The sequence below is a fragment of the Allobosea sp. BK604 genome (assembly GCF_004341515.1).
Taxonomy (GTDB): Bacteria; Pseudomonadota; Alphaproteobacteria; order Rhizobiales; family Beijerinckiaceae; genus Allobosea.
Genome location: NZ_SLZF01000002.1, coordinates 167,575 through 186,054, shown reverse-complemented (window position 1 = coordinate 186,054; position 18,480 = coordinate 167,575). Strand labels below are relative to the sequence as shown.

Genomic DNA, 18,480 nt, shown 5'->3' with positions numbered 1-18,480 from the left:
ACGGCCCGGTTCAACATCAGGGAGAAAACGCATGTTGCTCAAAAGGATTGCCGCGGCGGCGCTGATCGCCGGCAGCGTCATCGCCAGTGCGGCGCAGGCGCAGACCCTGCGCTTCGGCCACGCCAACACCACGGCCGAGATCGCCGGCGAGCTCTTCCAGGAATTCGCCGACCGGGTGAAGAAGGGCACGGGCGGCGCAGTCACCATCAACGTCTTCCCGGCCGAGCAGCTCGGCAAGGAGGTCGATCTCTTCAAGCAGGTCAAGGAAGGCGCGCTCGACATCTCCGCGCCTTCGATGGCCGCAGCCTCGGCGCTGGTGCCGGCGCTCGAAATCCCGAGCGCGCCCTTCCTCTGGAAGGACTGGACCGAGGCCGAGGCGGTGATCCGCTCCGACGCCTTCGACCCGATCTTCGACGAGCTGCGCGACAAGCACAACATCGTGCCGATCACCCGCATCTGGTACTGGGGCTGGCGCAACATGACGACGCTGGACCGGCAGGTGAAGAAGCCGGAGGACCTGCACGGCCTGAAGATCCGCGTCCCCGAGAGCCCGGTCTGGGTCGAGATGATCAAGGCCTATAGCGCCTCGCCCACGCCCGTGCCCTTCGGCGAGGTCTACACCGCGCTCCAGCAGAAGACGGTCGACGGCCAGGAGAACCCGATCCCGACGATCTTCTCGCGCAAGTTCTATGAGGTGCAGGGCTATGTCGCGATGACCAAGCACATGCTCCAGAACAATATGATCGTCATCAACAAGGACAGCCTGGCCCGGCTGAAGCCCGAGCATCGCGAGGTCTTGTTCGCGGAGGCCGCACGCGCCTCGGCGATGAACACCTATCTCCAGCAGAAGCGCGAGGCCTCGATGCTGGAGGACATCCGCAAGTCCGGCCGCTCCAAGATCATCGAGGATGTCGATCGCGACGCCTTCGCCGCCAAGTCCAAGGTCGTGGCGACTGCCATGGAAGGCCGCTGGGGCAAGGCCCATCTCGACCGCGTCGTCGCGGCCATCGACACCCAGCGCAAGCGCTAGTCCGAGACGATGACCGGCCTCACCATCATCCGGCGGCTCGACGACTGGTCGGGCCGCGTGGAGAGCGCGTTCCTCGCATGCCTCCACGCCGCCATCGCGACGCTCGTCTGCGCCGCCGTCGTCTTCCGCTACGTGCTCAGCGACCCGCTGACCTGGTCGGAGGAGCTGATCCTCATCCTGTTCGGCTGGATGATCTTTCTCGGCATCGCCAACGCCTTCCATGCCCGCACGCATATCATCATCGACGTCGTCGTGCTGTTCGCGCCGCGCTGGCTCGCCTTCTGTTTCGGCCTGCTCGCCTTCACCGCCACGGCCGTGGTGCTGGCCACGCTGGTCTTCTTCTCCTGGCGCTATCTCCAGCGTGAGCTGCCGAACCTGACGCCGATGCTCGGCATCTCCGCCGGCTGGGCGATCGCGCCGCTCTTCATCGGCAGCGTGCTCTCGCTGCTGCACCTGCTGCGCAACCTGATCGATGAAGGCGTCACCGGCGTCCTCTGGTCCGACATCACGACGCGCGAGTAACGGCCATGGTGACGACCCTTCTCCTCACCTTCGCCGTCCTGCTCGTCGTCGGCACGCCGATCTGGATCGCCATGGCCGGCTCGGCCCTGCTGGCGATCTTCATGGAAGGCATTCCGCTCACCGTCGCGGCGCAGCGCATCGTCGCCGGCGTGCAATCCTTCCCACTGCTGGCGATCCCGCTGTTCACGCTCGCCGGCTCGCTGATGAACGCGTCCGGCATCTCGGAGCGGCTGTTCAGCTTCACCAAGGCGCTGGTCGGCCATATTCGCGGCGGCCCGGCCCATACGCTCGTCGTCGGCGAGGTCTTCCTCTCCGGCATTTCCGGCTCGTCCGTGGCCGATACGGCGGCCGCGGCGCGGGTCTTCGTGCCGCAGCTCGAGAAGATGGGCTATCCGCGCGCCTTCGGCGCCGCGCTCTCCGCCATCGCCGGCACGCTCGGGCCGATCATCCCGCCCTCGATCCTGATGGTGGTCTATGCCTGGCAGGCCAATGTCTCGCTCGGCAAGCTCTTCGTCGCCGGCATCGTGCCCGGCCTCGTCATGGCCGGATGCATCATGGCGACCATCGCCATCCTGGCGCTGAAACGCGACTTCAAGCCGGCCGGCGCCTTCTCGCTCGGCAATCTCTGGAAGGAGTTCAAATACGCCTCGCTGGCGCTGCTGATGCCGGTACTGATCATTGTCGGCTTCCGGGCGGGGCTGTTCACCGCGACCGAGATCGCGGGCGTCGCCGCCGCCTATTCGCTGCTCGTCGGCATGTTCATCTACCGCTCGATCAGGCTCGCCGACCTGCCGGCCATCCTGATCGGCACGGCGCGCGAGACGGCGGTCATCCTGGCCATCGTCGCGGCGGCCTCGCCCTTCAGCTGGATCCTCGCCGTCGGCCAGGCGCCCCAGCTCGTCACCGCCTACATGAGCTCGATTTCGACCGACCCGCTGGTCGTGCTGCTGATCCTGAACATCGCCCTGCTGATCGCCGGCATGTTCATGGAGACGATCGCGATCATGATCATCCTGGTGCCGATCCTGCTGCCGCTGCTCACGTCGCTGCAGATCGACCTCGTGCATTTCGGCATCGTGCTCCTGGTCAACCTCGTCATCGGCCAGGTCCATCCGCCGGTCGGCGTGCTCTGCTTCGTCGCCATGGCGATCACGAAGGTGAAGCTCGGGCCGCTCTTCCGCGAGCTCTGGCCCTTCCTGATCGCGCTCGTCGTGGCGCTCGCCATCATCACCTACGTGCCCAGCCTGAGCCTCTGGCTGCCGCACATCGCCGGATTCTGAGGAACTGACCCATGACCAAGATCACCGAAGTCGAGATCGTCGAGTTCTCGTTCAAGGCCAGGAATATCGGCCGCTCGGCCGAGAATGCCCGCGCCATCTACAATATCGGCTACAAGCCGAATTCCGAGCTCGAGCTCACCAAGTTCGCGATCGTTATCCGCAGCGACGATGGGGCCGAGGGACAGTATGTCATGCACTGGGGCGGCACCCGCGCCACCATGGCCCAGACCCTCTCGCTCGCGCCCAACATCCTCGGCCGCAACCCCGATCACCGCGAGGAGATCTGGAACGACATGAAGCGCGAGCTGCGCCAGCATGACGGCATGGGCATCGGGCCGATCGACATCGCGCTCTGGGACCTTGCGGGCAAGCGCTTCGGCGCCTCGGTCTCGCAACTGCTCGGCGGTTTCCGCTCGAAGCTGAAAACCTATGCATCGACCTATCACGGCGACCGCAATGGCGGGCTCGACTCGCCGCAGGCCTTCGTCGATTTCGCCGAGCATTGCTACGATCTCGGCTATCGCGCCTATAAGGTCCATGGCTGGCACGATGGCGATCCGCGCGAGGAGGCGGCCAACGTGCTGCATGTCGCGAAAGCCGTCGGCGACCGCATGACGCTGATGCTCGACCCGGCCAACGAGCTGCGCACCTTCGCCGATGCGCTCTATGTCGGGCGCGCCTGCGACGAGGGCAATTACTTCTGGTACGAGGATCCGATGCGCGATTGCGGCACCTCCGCCTTCGCCCATAAGAAGCTGCGCGAGGCGCTGAAGACGCCGATCCTGCAGACCGAATATCTGCGCGGCTTCGAGCCCAAGGCCGATTTCCTGATCAATGGCGGCACTGACGCGCTGCGTTCCGATCCGGAATATGATCTCGGCATCACCGGCGCGATGAAGATCGCCCATCTCGCCGAGGCCTTCGGCGTCGATGTCGAGATTCATGCCTGCGGCCCGGCGCACCGGCACTGCATGGCGGCGACCCGCAACACCAATTTCTACGAGCTCGCGCTGGTCGGCCCCGACTGCCCGAATGCCGTGCCGCCGGTCTATGCCTGCGGCTATAGCGACCAGCTCGACGGCGTCGACAAGGATGGCTGCTTCCCGGTCCCGACCGGGCCCGGCCTCGGCGTGACCTATGACTGGGACTATATCCGCGCCCACGAGACGGCGCGGGAAGTGTTCAAACTCTAAGCCGGAATAGGGAAGGGCGCCTCGCGGCGCCCTTCTTGTTTGGTCGATATTCCGTCGCTCAGACGAAGCGGAAATCGTCCTGGGCGAGGCTGGCGAGCTGGACGCCCTTGAGGGTGAGGCTCGTATCGGCGTCGATGGTGAAGACGGTGTCGGCTCCGAGCTGGTGGGCGGCGTCCATCGCCTCAGTGAAACCGGCGAAGATATCGCTCGCGAATTCCAGCACGTCCGAGCTTGAGCCCGTCGTCTTGAAGTCGGCGATCGTGTCCTTGCCGAAGCCCACGGCGAAGACGAAGGCGTCGTGGCCTGAGCCGCCGGTCAGCGTATCGTCGCCTGCGCCGCCGGTGATCCGGTCGTCGCCCGAGCCGGCGTCGACCACGTCGTTGCCCGCACCGGCGAGGATGGTGTCGTCGCCCGAACCAGCGTCGACATTGTCGTTGCCTGCGCCGGCATCGATCGCGTCATTGCCGGAGCCGGCCTTGATCGTGTCGACGCCGTTGCCGCCATTGACGCTGTCGTCGCCCGAGCCGCCGTCGAGCAGGTCGTCGCCGTCGCCACCCGCGAGGCTGTCGTCGCCGGCGCCGCCCTTCAGCGTGTCATTGCCGGCGCCGCCGTCGAAGGCCTCGTTGCCGTTGCCGCCGGTGACCACGTCGTTACCCGCACCGAAGAGAAGCTTCTCGATATTGCTGAAGCTGTCGGTGCCGATGCCGGCGCCCGAGACCATGCCGCGGGTGATGTCGACCGAGATCGCTCCGGTCGCCGCCGAGAGGTCGAGCGTGTCGAAGCCCGCTCCGCCGTCGATCGTGTCGTTGCCGGCGCCGCCGACAAAGAGATTGTCGCCGTCATCTCCGATCAGGATGTCGTTGCCCGCGCCGCCAATGACGTTCTCGATGTCGACGAGTTCATCCGCGCCGATGGCCTCGCCCTCGGCCGTGCCGGCCGAAAGGTCGACCATGATGCCGGAGATGTCGCCGGAGTAGTCGACCGTGTCGACGCCGGCGCCGCCGTCGAGCAGATCGTCGCCCGCGCCGCCGATCAGCACGTCGTTGCCGCTGCCGCCGAAGAGCGCGTCATCGCCGGCACCGCCCTTGAGCAGGTCGTTGCCGTCCTCGCCAGCGAGCGTGTCGTCGCCTTCGCCGCCGTCGACGCTGTCGTCGCCGGCGCCGGCCGAGACCGTGTCGTCGCCAAGGCCGGCCAGGATCTCGTCTGCGCCCGCAGTCCCGACAAGCTCGTCATCACCGGGCGTGCCGACTGGTCCCTGATCTTCGACAGTGAAGTTCCAGGCGGTCGAGCCGCTGATGCCGGCAAAAGCGTTGCCATGCGGCTCCGGCGTGTGGCCGGTGACGCTGATATTGTCGAGCGCCCACCACCAGTTATTGCCGGACTGCATCATGTCGAAGGCGATATTCGCCTTGGTCGCGCCCTGCGGAATGTCGATCGTGAGCGTGACGGTCTCGTTGGTCGCCGGACCCTTGTAGAACGGGCTGCCGGAGGTTGAATTCCAGTGCAGGAGCTCCGCGGTCGCGCCATTGTCGAAGGTCACGACGAGGCGGACCTCCTGCGGCGCTTCCGGCAGCCAGGAGCTGTCGAAGGTCAGGGTCGCCTTGTTGTCCTGGAGGCCGGCGACACCGAAATCGGAGGTGCGCAGCAGCGTGCGGTACAGGTTGGGGCCGATCGAACGGCCGTCATCGTACTCGTCGCCATCCGCCACCGCGACGACGCCCTGGCCCTTGGTGAAGCCGGAACGACCCTGGTCGCCGGCCGTCTGGGTCCAGGCGTCCTTGTCGTGGAAGGTCCAGCCGAAGAATTCCTGCGGACCACCGGCCGGCGTGCCGTTGACATGGGACCAACCCTCGGGAAGCGTCGCGGTCCAGTCGGTCGGGTCGCCATCCACGACCTCGGTCGGGCTGCTATAGGAATGCAGCAGCGGGGTGAGCTCCTCGAAATTCTCGCTGAACAGCACCTTCTCGGTATGCAGGGCGAGGTCCTCGAAGGCGCCTGCGGTGACGGTGACGTAATAGCCGCCGGCGGCCAGAGCCGTGGCCGGCTGGATCGTCACCGTCTTGCCGTCGAGCGCGACCGCGTCGGAGGCGACGTCGATCGTCTCGAGGACGCTGCCATCGGCACGGTGAAGCACGATCGAGCCGGCGCCCTTGCGCACCGCCTCATCGAAGGTGATGACGAGCGGGGCGTTCGGCGCGATGTTACCGGCCTCGTCGGCAGGGGTCAGCCCGGCGACGTCCGGCCCGTAAGTGTCGGCCTCGGTCGTGAAGTTCCAGCCCGTCGCGTCGGCGAGACCCTCGAAGGCGCTGCCTTGCGCCGTGTCGAAGTCGCGGAAGGCGCCGGCATCGATGGTCACGTAATACTCGCTGCCATAGGCCAGCCCGGCAGTCTGCACCGTGACGACAGCGCCGTCGACGCTGACCCGGTCCGAGCCGACGGAGATCGTTTCGACCACGCTGCCATCGGCACGGTGGATGACGACCGAGCCATCGCCGGCACGCACCGCCTCGTCGAAGGTGATGACGAGCGGAGCGCCGGGCGCGACATTCCCCGCCTCGTCGGCCGGGGTGACGCTGACGATCTGCGGCAGCGGCGTATCCGACGAGGTCTTGAAGTTCCAGGTCGTCGCGTCGTTGATCCCCGCGAAGGGATTGCCCTCGTTGGCGCTCGGGCGCAGCGCGTCGACCGCGATATTGTCGATCGCCCACCACCAGTTATTGCCGGCATTCACCATGTCGAAGCCGATGGTCGCGGTGGTCGCGCCTTCCGGAATATCGATCGTGAGCGTGACCGTCTCGTTGGTCGCGTCGGCCTTGAAGACGCCGCCGGCGCCGGCCCGGCCCGAGTTCCAGTGCATGAGCTCGACCGTCTGACCATTGTCGAAGGTCACGATCACACGGGCTTCCTGATAGGTCTCCTGCCGCCAGGAGCTGTCGAAGGTCAGGGTCGCCTTGTTGTCGACCAGGCCGGCGACATTGATCGCGGAGGTGGTCAGAAGCGTCTTGTAGCCGCCATTGGCGAGAATGCCGCTGGTGCCACCGCCGCTGCTGGCGGTGATGTCGTCATATTCGTCCGGGTCCGCTACGGCGACCACGCCCTGGCCCTTGGTGAACTGGGAGCGGTTCTGGTTATAGGCCGTATCGATCCAGGCGTTCTTGTCGTGGAAGGTCCAACCGTAGAATTCCTGCGGGCCGCCGGCAGCGCTGCCGCCGCTCATCGTGCCCCTCGGCGTGGTGCCATTGTTGATCGTCCAGCCGTCCGGCGCGTTGGCGGTCCAGTCGGTCGTGTCCGCGTCCTTCTTTTCCGTCGCGCTCACATAGCCCTGGAGATCATCGGCCAGCTCCTCGAAATTCTCGCTGAACAGCCGCACCGGCTCGTTGCCGCTGGTGGCGAAGTCGACGAAGGCGCCGGCATCGACATTCACATAGTATTCGGTGCCGATGGCGAGCGGCGCCGAGAGATGCACGGTCACGAGGCCGGCCGAGATGCCGACCTGGTCGGAGTTGACGTCGATGGTCTGGACGATCGCGCCGTCGCTGGCGCGGTGGATCGTGATCGCGCCCTCGCCCTTCTGCACGCGCTCGCTCAGGATCAGCGTCAGCGGCGCATCGACCGGCATGGTCTGCAGATCGTCGCCGCGCGCTTCGAGCAGATAGGGCGCGCTTGTGTCGGTTGCGTCTTCGTCGAGCAGCGACGGTCCGGCGACGCCGGTGGCGTCGATATCGAGGAAGTCGAGGATCGTGGCTGCGACGGAGGTCTGGGCCGCGGCGCCGTTCGAGGAAATCGCGACGTTCGAGGCGATCAAGATCTGGCGCTCGCCGGCCGACTGGCCGCCATGGCCGAAGCCGTTCGCGTCGCGGCCGTGGTCGGTCGAGACGATGACCATCCACTCCTCGTCGGGATTGGCGGCCTGGCGCTCCGCCACGGCGATCATGATGTCGTTGACCTGGTCGGCCGCGGTGCGCAGCTCCTGGTCATAGGCGTCGCCGAAGCCCAGGGAATGGCCGACGCCGTCCGGGTCGTCCAGATGCAGGAAGGTGAAGTTCGGCGCCTCCGTCTTGATCAGATCGACGCCTCGCTGGGTGACGGCCGCGTCGGAGAGGCCGTGCGCCTCGTAGTCGACGATGGAGGTGCCGTCCCTCAGGCCGGTCTCGTCACCGAAATGACCGGTATTGATGTCGCCCCAATGCACGATCGAGGCGATTTTCGCATCGGGAATGGCGCCGTCGATGCGCTCGAACAGGCTCTGCACGGCCGGGTTGATCGGGGAATTCGAATTGCCGGTGATGCCGTGCTGGTTGGCCCAGACGCCGGTCAGGAGCGTCGACCAGCCGGGGCCGCTGACGGTGCCCTGCTGGGTCGCGGTGCCCTGGACGCCGCCGGCATACGCCTCGAGATGGTCGAGATTGGTAATGCCGTTCTGGCCGAGCTGCAGCAGCTCGCTGTATTGGGCGCCGTCGAGCCCCACGAAAACGACGTGTTTGGTCATCTGCTCTTCCCCGATCGATCGCGCCTGAGAGATATGGTTAAGGCGGGGTGTATCGGCCGGGCTGTGGGCGGACCAATGCATATTGGCTATCGTGGCGATGGCCAGAAGGACCGCAAATCGGAGGCTATCGCGGCGCTATCGTCTTGCCTCGGTCACATTCGAATCCAGCATCGCCCTGCCGACTTCGAGCGCCGTGCGGATCAGCGGGATGCGTTGATGCTCCGTCCGCACCGCGAGATAGCCCTTGGCGTAGAGCGCAAGCGAGGTGGAATCGATCGGAACGACGCGGATCCGCGAATCCGGCGGGCATTCCTTCTCGAACATCAGGCTGATGCCGAGCCCCTGCGCGACCGCTTCGCGGATCATTTCACGGGTATGCAGCTCGACGAGCCGCTGCGGGACGAGCTCGGCCTCGGCGAAGAGGCGCTTGATCGCCGCCAATGTCCGCGAGGTCGGCTCGCGCACCAGCAGCGTCTGCTCGACGATGTACGGCAGCTGGATCGGCTCCGGCACGTTCCACGTGGCCGGCACGATCGCGACGAGGCGATCGACATAGAGCGGGATATAGCTGTATTCGCTCTGGATGATCGGCTCGCAGATGATGCCGAGATCGATCTGCGCGTTCATCAGCAGGTCGGTCGTCTGCGATGCATTGGCGATCGTGACGCGGAAATGCAGCTGCGGCACGCGGGCCGTCAGCGCGGCGAGGAACGCGGCCGCATAAGGCGGCGAATCCGTCCCGACCCGCAGCAGCCTGTCGCTGTCGATGGCGGCGGCGCCGAGGATCGCATCGATCTCGTTGGCCGTGCCGAACAGCACCTCGGCCTTTTCGAGCAGGGCATGCCCTGCCGGCGTCAGCGAGAGCGGCGGGCGCCGGCCTTCGAGCAGCTTGATCTTGTGGCGTTCTTCCAGTGCCTTGATCTGCTTGGAGAGGGTCGGCTGCGATATGTTGAGCCGCCGGGCAGCCTTCGAGACGCTGCGTTCGTTAGCCACGGCATAGAACGACCGCAGATGGAGCAGATTGACGTTCATCTTGCTCGATTGCCCTGCCACCCCCTGCACGCTCTCTATGGTGCAGACGCCGTATCTGAGCTGCGCGAATATCAAGCTTCGGCGAACGGCATGTGACAGTCGGGTAACGCGCGCGGCGCAGGGGCGAGCCTGTTTGCCGGCTCCATAGCGGCGCATTCGCTCCGGCACGGGGTGGCTTCGCCCGCGTGAGGCTCAGGATCGGGATCGCGCTGGGTGGGGAGGCTTGGCCATTCTGGGCTGGCCTTGGGGCCCTCTGCCGCCGCCTGATGGCGACGGTGATGCCGGGAATCGTCTTCGAGTCGAGATGGATCGATATAGAGAGATTCAGTGGCTCGGGAAGCGACGCCGCCGATCGGCCTCCCGCGATAGGCTTGGCTCAGACGGTCTTGAGATTGACCGCGGCCGACTTGCCGGTCTTGCGATCGGCTTCGAGATCGTAGCTGATCTTCTGGCCCTCGTTCAGGCCGCGCAGGCCCGAGCGCTCGACTGCGCTGATGTGAACGAAGACGTCGCTCCCGCCAGCGTCAGGCGTAATGAAACCATAACCCTTGGTTTCGTTGAACCATTTCACGGTACCCGTGCTCACGTGCTCTTCCCTTCAGTCGCTATACGAACCGCCTCATGCCGGCTCGAAAGCGTAGTGTAGGAGCGAAGCTGCACGTGTGGCAATCATGCACCGCACCCATAACCGCCTTGGTTGCGCCGCTTTTACTAATACTAAAGTCGTAGTTCTCGAAGAATCTGCGATATTAGACGGTTCGCACGCGGGCAGGGGCACCTTGCCGCCGCTGCCCGCGCCCGCTCGTCAGGACCGTCCGCCGTCGACCGAGAGCACCTGCCCGGTGATCCAGCTCGCCTGCTCGCTCAGGAAGAACAGCGTGGCATTGGCGATGTCCTGTGCCGTGCCGAGCCGGCGGGTATGGATGCCCTCGACCAGCTTCTTCTGGCCCTCCGGACCATAGCTTTCCCATTGCCGCTCGGTCGCCGGATTGGAGCGCACGAAGCCGGGCGCGACCGAGTTGACGGTGATGCCCTTCGGCCCGAACTCCCAGGCGAGCTGCTTGGTCAGTCCGACCAGCGCATGCTTGGCGCTGGCATAGGCCTGGATGCCGGTCAGGCTCGGACGCAGGCCCGCGCCGGAGGAGATCATCACGATCCGGCCGTAGCCGGCTTGCTTCATCACCGGCGCTGCCGCCTGCGCCAGGAAGAAGGCGGCATCGACATTGGCGGCGAAGATCACGCGCCAGTCGCTCTCGGAGATCTCCTCGATCGAGCGGCCGACCTGTCCGCGCACGCCGCCGGCTGCATGGACGAGGATGTCGAGCGTGCCGCTGGCCGCGACGATCTCGGCAATGAGCTTCTGCGCCGCCTCGGGACTGCCGAGATCGACGGCATGGGCGGTCGCGCCGATCGCCTTGGCGGTCGCGGCGACGCCCTCGGCATCGATATCGGCGAGATGGACCTTGGCGCCGGACTCGACCAGAGCCGTGGCGATGGCGCGGCCGATGCCCTGGGCTGCGCCGGTGACGAGGGCTACGCGGTTGTCGAAGCTAAGTTGCATTGGTCGATCAGCACCTTCAGCGTGTCGAAGGAGAGCGGCCGCTTGCCGTCCTCCACCTCATGGATCAGCTCGACCAGCGTCTCGATCGTGGGCGTCGGGACGCCGGCCTCGCGGCCGAGCTTGGCGATGATGCCGATCTGCGGATCGACCTCGGTCTTGCGCTTGCGCACCGCAAGGTCGCGCCAGATTCCGGAATGGGTCTTGGCCGTCTTCGAGGTGTAGTCGGCGAGCCAGGCGATCGTCTCGATCTGCGGATATTCCGGCTGGCCGGGCGCGAAGACCATCGGGTCGAACTCGCCGAAGCCGAGCGATTTCACGCCGCGCGCCGCAGCCACCGCGCCGACCTCGCGGCCGAGCTCGAGCCAGACGCCGAGCCGCTGCGGATCGGCGAAATTCGCCGACATGGAATCGTCGGTCAGCGCCGTGCCGAACAGCATCGCGCCATAGGCGAGCTTGCCCCAGAGATAGCCCCAGATATTGTCTGTCAGCACCGAGGCCGGCTCGAAGATCAGCCCGAGCCGGTGCATTTCCAGCGCCCGCGGCGTCATCTGGCCGTCGAGCTCGCCGATCACCAGCGCCCCGCGATTGCCGTAGAGGATCTCGCCCGGGCCGTGCCAGTCGGCGCCGAAATTGACGAAGCAGCCCATGGTCCGCTTCGCGCCGACCCGCTCGGAGATCGCGATCTCGTTGAGGCCGTTCTGGGCCGAGAAGATGAAGCCGTCCTCGGCGAGATGCGGCACGAGCGCGTCGAGCGCCGCTTCCGTCGCCTGCGCCTTCACCGCCAGGATGATGCGCTTGTACTTGCCCGTCAGCTCGGCCGGGGTGACGGCCGGGATGACCTGCGTGAATTCCTCGATCGGCCCGGTGATCCTCAGGCCGCTCGTGCGGCAGGCCTCGACATGCTCGGCGACGATGTCGACGAGCAGGACCGGAATGCCCGCCCGGGCCCAATGGGCCCCGATCGTGCCGCCGATCGCGCCGGCTCCCCAGATGACGATCGGTTCGGCTGTGCTCATCAGGCTGCTTCCAGTTGTCCGGCGAGTTCGACTTCGCCATGGGTCGCGACATGGATGAAGCCATCCGGCGTGACCCAGCCGCGATACATGCCCGCGGAATTATAGGGGGCGACGATCGCGCCGTCGGCGCCGACGGCGACGAGACCGGCGCCGATCTTATGGGCGGTGAGCTCGGCTATGGCCTGGCGGGTCGCCTCTTCGAGGCTCAGGCCCTTATAGGCCATCAGCGACGCGATCTCGTGGCCGATGCAGTAGCGGATGAAGAACTCGCCCTTGCCGGTGCCGGAGACGGCGCAGCGTCCGTCGCGGGCATAGGTGCCGGCGCCGATGATCGGCGAGTCGCCGACGCGGCCGGAGGGCTTGTTGGTGTAACCGCCGGTCGAGGTCGCGGCGGCGAGATGGCCGTCCTTGTCGCGCGCCACGGCGCCGACCGTGCCGTGCTTCTCGGCCTCGCTCGCTTCCGAAGCGCTGCCGACCAGCTCGCGGATCTTCATCGAGGACAGGTTCTTGCGGCGCCGGTCGGTCGAGAAATACTCGTTGTCGACCATGTCGAGCCCCTCCGCCTCGGCGAAGGCGTCCGCGGCGTGTCCGGCGATCAGCAGCGGGTCGCCGCGGCGCATCAGGGCCTTGGCGGCGCTGACCGGGTTGCGGATGCGCTTGGCGCAGCACAGCGCGCCGGCGGCGAGATTCGAGCCGTCCATGATCGAGGCGTCGAGCTCATGCTCGCCATCGGTGTTGAAGGCGGCGCCGTGGCCGGCGTTGAAATGGCCGGAATCCTCCATCACCAGCACGGCCGCCTCGACCGCGTCGACGGCGGAGCCGCCCTTGCTGAGGATATCCCAGCCTGCCCGGAGGGAGCGGGCGAGGTCGGCCTTGGCCTCGGCCCATTCGGCCTCGCTCATCTCGGATTTGGGCAATGTGCCGCAGCCACCATGAATGGCCAGGGCGATCGGGTGCGTTGTCATGAATTCATCCTGACGCGTTTCCCTCTCCATCCTTGGGGAGAGGCCGAAACGGCGAAGCCGGGTACGGGTAAAGGCAAGCGGCGGCGCCTTTACATCACCTCGCCCTGTCGCCGTTAGTCTCCCGTTGCATGCCGGATATCCGGTCAGCGCGTTGTTGCCGGTCCGGGCGCATGACCGGGACCTCGAGTATGCAGAGATCGTTTGAGAATTCGCCAGTGTGAGTCGACTGGCGCGGTCGTCGAGAACCGGAGCGGAGCGTACTTTTGTACGTGAGCACCGGAAGCCCAGACGGCCGCGTCAGACGGCCTCACTGGTAGAATTGGCAAACGATGTCTCATTTCTTGACGGGCTTGATGTCCATCGCCAGCGTGTCCTCGTCGACGCGCGGGGCGATCGTCACCTTGTCCTTCTGCATCGCCCAGGCCGAGCCGATCGCGACGATCGGCAGGCGCGGTCGGTCCTTGGCGACGATGGCGTTGACATCGGCCAGGAACTGGTTGCGCTTCGGCTCGTCCATCTCGATCGAGGCATCCTCGATCAGCTTGTCGACGGTCGGGTTCTTGTAGCCCTGCAGGTTGAAGGCGCCGAGCTTCTTGTCCGGATCGTAGGAATGGACCAGCGAGGACAGCGTGTAATTGGCCTCGCCCGTCAGCGTGCCCCAGCCCGACATCGACATCGAGTATTCGGCGCGGGCGCGTGTCGGGAAATAGACCGCGGCCGGCTGAGCGTTGGCGTTCACGTCGAGCCCGATGCGCGCCAGCATCTGCGCGATCGAGGTGCCGACTTGCCGGTCGCCGGGCAGGCGGTCATTGGTGAAGGAGAAGGTGATCTTGAAGCCGTTCGGATAGCCGGCTTCGGTCAGCAGCGCCTTGGCCTTGTTGACGTCGGGCTTCAGCGCCGGCAGCGACTTGTTGAAGCCGGCGATGCTGTCGGTCACCAGCTGGTTCGCCGGGGCGCCGAGCTCCTCCATCGCGATCTGCGCCAGCGCCGGCCGGTCGATGGCGAGGTCGATCGCCTCGCGCACCTTCGGATCCTGCAGCGGGTTCTTCGGCAGCGCCGAGCCGTCCTTTGCGCTGATCTGCGGGCTCTTGTCCCGCATGTCGAGTTCCATGTTGAAAACATAGACCGTCTCGATCGTCGCGACGGAGAGCTTTGGATCGCGCTTCAGGGTCGGCACGTCGGAAGCGGGCGCGCGCACGATCAGGTCGACCTGGCCGGCCTTGAGCTGGGCGACGCGGGCGGCATCGTTCGGCAGCTCCTTGCGCACGACGCGGGCCCAGGGCTCCTTCGGGCCCCAGTAGCCGTCGAAGCGCTCGAGCACGAGCTGGTCCTTCGGCGTCCAGGAGACGAACTTGTAGGGGCCGGTGCCGATCGCGGCCTTGCCGGAATTGAAGGCCTCGTTGGCACTGTCCTTGGTCAGGCCGGCTGCGGCCTTGTGCGAGACGATGAACAGGCGGATGAAATCGTTCGGCAGGTTCGGGGCCGGCCCGTCGGTGACGATATGGACCGTCAGCGGGTCGATGATCTTCACCTCCTTGACGCGGCGCACATAGATCGTCGTCGGGTTCGGGCCGGCGACGACCGGGATGCGCTCGATCGAGAACTTCACGTCCTCGGCGGTGAAGTCCGAGCCGTCATGGAACTTGACGCCCGGGCGCAGCTTGAACTCCCAGACATTCGGCTCGATCGCCTTCCAGCTCGTGGCGAGGCGCGGCTCGATCTGCAGCTTGTCGCCCGACCAGGTCAGCGTGTCGAAGACATGCTTCAGCGTTTCGGCATGGGTGCCGGTCGCGGTGTAGTGCGGGTCGATCGATTCCGGCCCGGCGCGCACGCCGATCGTGAGGGTCTGGGCGAGCGCAGCGCCGGAGACGCCGGCGCTGAGCACGGCTGCGAGGGCGAATGTGCGGAAGGTCGGAGCGAAGTTCATGGCGGATTCCCCTGAAGATTAGGATTGGTTGTTCGGTTGTCGTTGCGGCGCGCCGGCTGTCAGCTTCTTCGGTTCTGCTTCGCGGCGGCACGATAGGCGATCTCGCCATGCCGATCCTTCTCAATCGAGGCGGGCCGGCAGTGACATATCACCCTATTTTCGGGGGTCTTTGGAAAGACCGTTCGTCTCCTCCGGACTAAGACTGGTTGTCGAGATCTGCAGGCCAGGTCGGCGAGGCGATCACGAGCTTGTCCATCAGCTCGCAGAGCGTGCGCTGCTCGCTCTCGGTGAGGGCCGACAGCATGGCGCTCTGCTGGTCGACCATCATCGGCATCGTCTCGTCGAAGATGGCGCGGCCGGCCGGCGTCAGGCGCAGCACGTAGCTGCGCAGGTCGTCCTTGTCGGTCTCGCGCTTGAGCAGGCGGCGGTGCAGCAGCTTCTGGATGGCGCGGCTGAGCGTGTTCTTGGGCAGGCCGGAGGAGGCGACGATGTTTTTGGCCGCGACGCCCTCCTTCAATCCCACCGCATAGAGCGCTACGAATTCGGGGCGGACGAGCCCGTAACGCGTCTCGATCCAGCGATAGACCGGGTCGTTGAAGCGGAAGGCGACGAAGTTGAGCCGGAAGGACAGCCAGCACGGATTGTCCCAGAGCTTGGTGATGGTGAGCGGGTCGAGATCGCGTAGCGCGGCCTCGCGCTCGCGGTCGAGGCGTGACAGGGCAGTCGGAGCACGGCGCATCATCAAGCCCCCACTTGATTTAGTTCCAAATGGAACTTGACGGGCTTCGAGGCCAGAGTCAAGGATGGCGGCGTTCTGGATGCTAGCAAGGAACGGGCCGTGCGTATTGCCGAAATGAACTGGATGCAGGTCGAAGCGCAGGCCAAGCGCGACGATCGTTGCATCCTCCCCCTCGGCTGCGTCGAGCAGCACGCCTATCTGAGCCTCGCCACCGACGCGATCCTGGCCGAGAAGGTCGCCAATGACGCGGCCGAGCCGCTCGGCCTGCCGGTCTTCCCGGTTCTCGCATACGGGATGACGCCGAGCTTCGCCGCCTATCCCGGCACGGTCTCGGTGCGGATGAGCACCTATGTCGCGCTGATCGAGGACATGCTCGAGGGCTTCTACCGCTCCGGCTTCCGCCGCATCGTGCTGGTCAACGGCCATGGCGGCAACAACCCGGTGATGACCTTCTGCACGGAATGGATGGGCAAGCGCACCGATGCCAGCGTCAAGCTGCACGATTGGTGGAACGGTCCGCGCTTCCAGGCCGCGGTGAAGGCGGTCGATCCGGCTGCCTCCCATGCCTCCTGGATGGAGAATTTCCCCTGGACCCGGCTCGAGGGCGTCGCGATGCCCGACGCGGTCAAGGAGCCCTTCGACCGGCCGCTCTACCTCGCCTCGAGCCCGGCCAAGAAGCGCGAGATCCTCGGCGACGGCAATTTCTGGGGCCGCTACCAGCGTTCCGACAACGAGATGCTTAGCCTCTGGCAGATCGGCGTCGAGGAGACGCGGGCGGTGATCGCGGAGGGTTGGCCGTGATCACGCGCGGGGGGCGCACCATCACATGCTGACCCACATCATCGAGCGCGTCCTGCAGGCGCTGCTCGTCATGCTCGTCATGTCGGTGCTGGTCTTCGTCGGCGTCTACGCGATCGGCAATCCGATCGACGTGCTGATCAGCCCGGATGCGACCCAGGAGATCCGCCAGCAGACCATCGCCTTCTACGGGCTCGATAAGCCGCTCTGGGAGCAGTACCTCACCTTCCTCGGCCGCGTCTTGCACGGCGATTTCGGCCGTTCCTTCGTCTTCGGCATGCCGGTGCTGGAGCTCATCCTGTCGCGCCTGCCGGCGACGCTGGAGCTGACCCTGACCGCGGTCATCGGCGCGACGCTTGTCGGCGTGCCCGCCGGCATCTATGCGGGCTACAAGCCCGACAGCCTGCTGTCCAAGCTGATCATGGCGATCTCGATCCTCGGCTTCTCGGTGCCGACCTTCTGGATCGGCCTCGTGCTGATCATGGCCTTCGCCGTGGAGCTGCAGATCCTGCCGGCGGGCGGCCGCGGCGAGACCGCGACGCTCTTCGGCATCGAATGGAGCTTCCTGACGCTGAACGGCTGGAGCCATCTGCTGCTGCCGGCGCTCAACCTCGCCTTCTTCAAGCTCGCGCTGATGACCCGCCTGGCGCGGGCCGGCACCCGCGAGGTCATGCTGACCGACACGGTGAAATTCGCCCGCGCCGCCGGCCTCTCGGAATGGACCGTGCTGCGCCGGCATGTGCTGCGCCTGATCGCGATCCCGATCGTCACCGTCTTCGGTCTCGAATTCGCCTCGACCCTCGCCTTCGCGGTGGTGACGGAGACGATCTTCTCCTGGCCGGGCATCGGCAAGCTGATCATCGACTCGATCACCTCGCTCGACAGGCCGGTGATGGTCGCCTACCTGATGCTCGTCGCCTTCGTCTTCATCACCATCAATTTCCTGGTCGACCTGACCTATGTCGCGCTCGATCCGCGTCTGCGGAAGGGGAGGGCCTGATGGATCGTGCCTCGCCCTTCGCCCGCTTTGGGCGCGAATTCGCCGAGAGCCGGACGGCGCTCGTCGCGCTGATCGTCGTGCTGCTGATGATCGGGCTGGCGCTCGCCGCGCCACTGGTCGCGCCGCAGGATCCCTATGACCTCGCCAACCTGCCGCTGATGGATGCACGCCGCCCGCCCGGCTATGTCGGCTCCGGCGGCTATACGCACTGGCTCGGCACCGACGCGCAGGGCCGCGACCTGCTCTCCGCCATACTCTACGGCCTGCGCATCTCCTTGCAGATGGGCCTCGTCGCCGGCGCCATCGCGCTGACGCTCGGCGCGGCGCTCGGCATCACCGCCGCCTATCTCGGCGGGCGCTGGGAGGCCTTCATCATGCGGGTCGTCGACCTGCAGCTCGCCTTCCCGGCGATCCTGCTCGCGCTGGTGATCTCGGCCATGCTCGGCCAGGGCAAACTCCAGCTCATCGCCGCGCTCGCCGCCGCGCAATATGCCTATTTCGCGCGCACCGCCCATGGCGCCGCTTCGGCCGAGCGCGGCAAGGACTATGTCGAGGCTGCCTTCTCGACGCCGTTGCCGGCGAGCCGTGTGGTCTGGCGTCATATCCTGCCGAACTGCCTGCCGCCTCTGATCGTGGTCGCGACCGTGCAGGTGGCGAGCGCGATCGCTCTGGAGGCGACGCTCTCCTTCCTCGGCGTCGGCCTGCCGGTGACCGAGCCTTCCCTGGGCATGCTGATCTCGAACGGCTTCCAGTACATGCTCTCCGGCCGTTACTGGATCTCGATCTATCCGGGCATCGCGCTCATCATCCTGATCGTCGCCATCAACCTCGTCGGCGACCAGATCCGCGACCAGGTCAATCCGAGGCTGAAGCGATGAGCGCTCGGCACCGACGGTTCCCGTCATGGTCGGGCTTGTCCCGACCATCC

General features: G+C 66.1%; 15 protein-coding genes. 7 read left to right on the top strand and 8 right to left on the bottom strand.

Annotated elements, in window-relative coordinates:
• The first annotated feature begins 31 nt into the window (after positions 1-31).
• From EV560_RS06335 to EV560_RS06320, 4 genes are read left to right on the top strand one after another with little or no spacing between them, the layout of a single operon-like run.
• On the top strand, positions 32-1,030 hold the full coding sequence (locus EV560_RS06335) for a TRAP transporter substrate-binding protein (protein WP_131854896.1): 999 nt from the start codon (positions 32-34) through the stop codon (positions 1,028-1,030).
• Positions 1,031-1,039: 9 nt separating this feature from the next.
• Positions 1,040-1,552 carry a TRAP transporter small permease gene (locus EV560_RS06330; RefSeq protein WP_131854895.1) on the top strand — a complete coding sequence of 171 codons (513 nt, stop codon included), beginning with the start codon at positions 1,040-1,042 and terminating at the stop codon, positions 1,550-1,552.
• A 5-nt stretch (positions 1,553-1,557) separates the two neighbouring features.
• Positions 1,558-2,832: a TRAP transporter large permease gene (locus EV560_RS06325; RefSeq protein WP_131854894.1), complete on the top strand. Its 1,275-nt coding sequence runs from the start codon at positions 1,558-1,560 to the stop codon at positions 2,830-2,832.
• A gap of 11 nt (positions 2,833-2,843) precedes the next feature.
• Positions 2,844-4,025, top strand: a complete 1,182-nt coding sequence (locus EV560_RS06320) for an enolase C-terminal domain-like protein (RefSeq protein WP_131854893.1) — start codon at positions 2,844-2,846, stop codon at positions 4,023-4,025.
• 58 nt (positions 4,026-4,083) lie between these two features.
• Here EV560_RS06320 and EV560_RS06315 read toward each other — a convergent pair whose 3' ends face one another.
• From EV560_RS06315 to EV560_RS06280, 8 genes are all read right to left on the bottom strand, one after another.
• A complete protein-coding gene (locus tag EV560_RS06315) occupies positions 4,084-8,514 on the bottom strand; it encodes an Ig-like domain-containing protein (protein WP_165923352.1) in 4,431 nt (1,476 codons plus the stop codon).
• 135 nt (positions 8,515-8,649) lie between these two features.
• Entirely contained in the window at positions 8,650-9,546 is an 897-nt protein-coding gene (locus EV560_RS06310) for a LysR family transcriptional regulator (protein WP_165923351.1), read from the bottom strand.
• 376 nt (positions 9,547-9,922) lie between these two features.
• Entirely contained in the window at positions 9,923-10,132 is a 210-nt protein-coding gene (locus tag EV560_RS06305) for a cold-shock protein (RefSeq protein ID WP_131854890.1), read from the bottom strand.
• Positions 10,133-10,351: 219 nt separating this feature from the next.
• Positions 10,352-11,107 carry an SDR family NAD(P)-dependent oxidoreductase gene (locus EV560_RS06300; RefSeq protein ID WP_131854889.1) on the bottom strand — a complete coding sequence of 252 codons (756 nt, stop codon included), beginning with the start codon at positions 11,105-11,107 and terminating at the stop codon, positions 10,352-10,354.
• A complete protein-coding gene (locus EV560_RS06295) occupies positions 11,080-12,123 on the bottom strand; it encodes a ketopantoate reductase family protein (RefSeq protein ID WP_131854888.1) in 1,044 nt (347 codons plus the stop codon). The genes EV560_RS06300 and EV560_RS06295 overlap by 28 nt, the downstream gene beginning before the upstream one ends.
• On the bottom strand, positions 12,123-13,088 hold the full coding sequence (locus EV560_RS06290) for an isoaspartyl peptidase/L-asparaginase family protein (RefSeq protein ID WP_131854887.1): 966 nt from the start codon (positions 13,086-13,088) through the stop codon (positions 12,123-12,125). The genes EV560_RS06295 and EV560_RS06290 overlap by 1 nt, the downstream gene beginning before the upstream one ends.
• Before the next feature lie 334 nt (positions 13,089-13,422).
• Positions 13,423-15,015 (bottom strand): ABC transporter substrate-binding protein, encoded by a 1,593-nt coding sequence (locus EV560_RS06285; RefSeq protein ID WP_131854886.1) that lies wholly within the window; start codon positions 15,013-15,015, stop codon positions 13,423-13,425.
• Positions 15,016-15,211: 196 nt separating this feature from the next.
• Positions 15,212-15,754: a MarR family winged helix-turn-helix transcriptional regulator gene (locus tag EV560_RS06280; protein ID WP_165923350.1), complete on the bottom strand. Its 543-nt coding sequence runs from the start codon at positions 15,752-15,754 to the stop codon at positions 15,212-15,214.
• Between the two features lie 99 nt (positions 15,755-15,853).
• Here EV560_RS06280 and EV560_RS06275 point away from each other — a divergent pair, with 99 nt between their 5' ends.
• From EV560_RS06275 to EV560_RS06265, 3 genes are read left to right on the top strand one after another with little or no spacing between them, the layout of a single operon-like run.
• Complete coding sequence (locus EV560_RS06275) at positions 15,854-16,555, top strand: creatininase family protein (protein WP_131854884.1); 702 nt, start codon at positions 15,854-15,856, stop codon at positions 16,553-16,555.
• A gap of 25 nt (positions 16,556-16,580) precedes the next feature.
• Positions 16,581-17,552, top strand: coding sequence for an ABC transporter permease (locus tag EV560_RS06270; RefSeq protein ID WP_131854883.1), 972 nt, complete (start codon positions 16,581-16,583; stop codon positions 17,550-17,552).
• Positions 17,552-18,430, top strand: a complete 879-nt coding sequence (locus tag EV560_RS06265; protein WP_131854882.1) for an ABC transporter permease — start codon at positions 17,552-17,554, stop codon at positions 18,428-18,430. Before EV560_RS06270 ends, EV560_RS06265 begins: the two co-directional genes overlap by 1 nt.
• The last annotated feature ends 50 nt before the right edge of the window (positions 18,431-18,480 follow it).

Excerpts from the sequence above, each read along its gene's own strand:
- EV560_RS06295 (WP_131854888.1), bottom strand. The coding sequence starts at position 12,123 with ATGAGCACAGCCGAACCGATCGTCATCTGGGGAGCCGGCGCGATCGGC.
- EV560_RS06280 (WP_165923350.1), bottom strand. The coding sequence starts at position 15,754 with ATGCGCCGTGCTCCGACTGCCCTGTCACGCCTCGACCGCGAGCGCGAG.
- EV560_RS06325 (WP_131854894.1), top strand. The coding sequence starts at position 1,558 with ATGGTGACGACCCTTCTCCTCACCTTCGCCGTCCTGCTCGTCGTCGGC.
- EV560_RS06285 (WP_131854886.1), bottom strand. The coding sequence starts at position 15,015 with ATGAACTTCGCTCCGACCTTCCGCACATTCGCCCTCGCAGCCGTGCTC.
- EV560_RS06270 (WP_131854883.1), top strand. The coding sequence starts at position 16,581 with ATGCTGACCCACATCATCGAGCGCGTCCTGCAGGCGCTGCTCGTCATG.
- EV560_RS06330 (WP_131854895.1), top strand. The coding sequence starts at position 1,040 with ATGACCGGCCTCACCATCATCCGGCGGCTCGACGACTGGTCGGGCCGC.
- EV560_RS06335 (WP_131854896.1), top strand. The coding sequence starts at position 32 with ATGTTGCTCAAAAGGATTGCCGCGGCGGCGCTGATCGCCGGCAGCGTC.
- EV560_RS06300 (WP_131854889.1), bottom strand. The coding sequence starts at position 11,107 with ATGCAACTTAGCTTCGACAACCGCGTAGCCCTCGTCACCGGCGCAGCC.
- EV560_RS06290 (WP_131854887.1), bottom strand. The coding sequence starts at position 13,088 with ATGACAACGCACCCGATCGCCCTGGCCATTCATGGTGGCTGCGGCACA.
- EV560_RS06265 (WP_131854882.1), top strand. The coding sequence starts at position 17,552 with ATGGATCGTGCCTCGCCCTTCGCCCGCTTTGGGCGCGAATTCGCCGAG.
- EV560_RS06310 (WP_165923351.1), bottom strand. The coding sequence starts at position 9,546 with ATGAACGTCAATCTGCTCCATCTGCGGTCGTTCTATGCCGTGGCTAAC.
- EV560_RS06320 (WP_131854893.1), top strand. The coding sequence starts at position 2,844 with ATGACCAAGATCACCGAAGTCGAGATCGTCGAGTTCTCGTTCAAGGCC.
- EV560_RS06315 (WP_165923352.1), bottom strand. The coding sequence starts at position 8,514 with ATGACCAAACACGTCGTTTTCGTGGGGCTCGACGGCGCCCAATACAGC.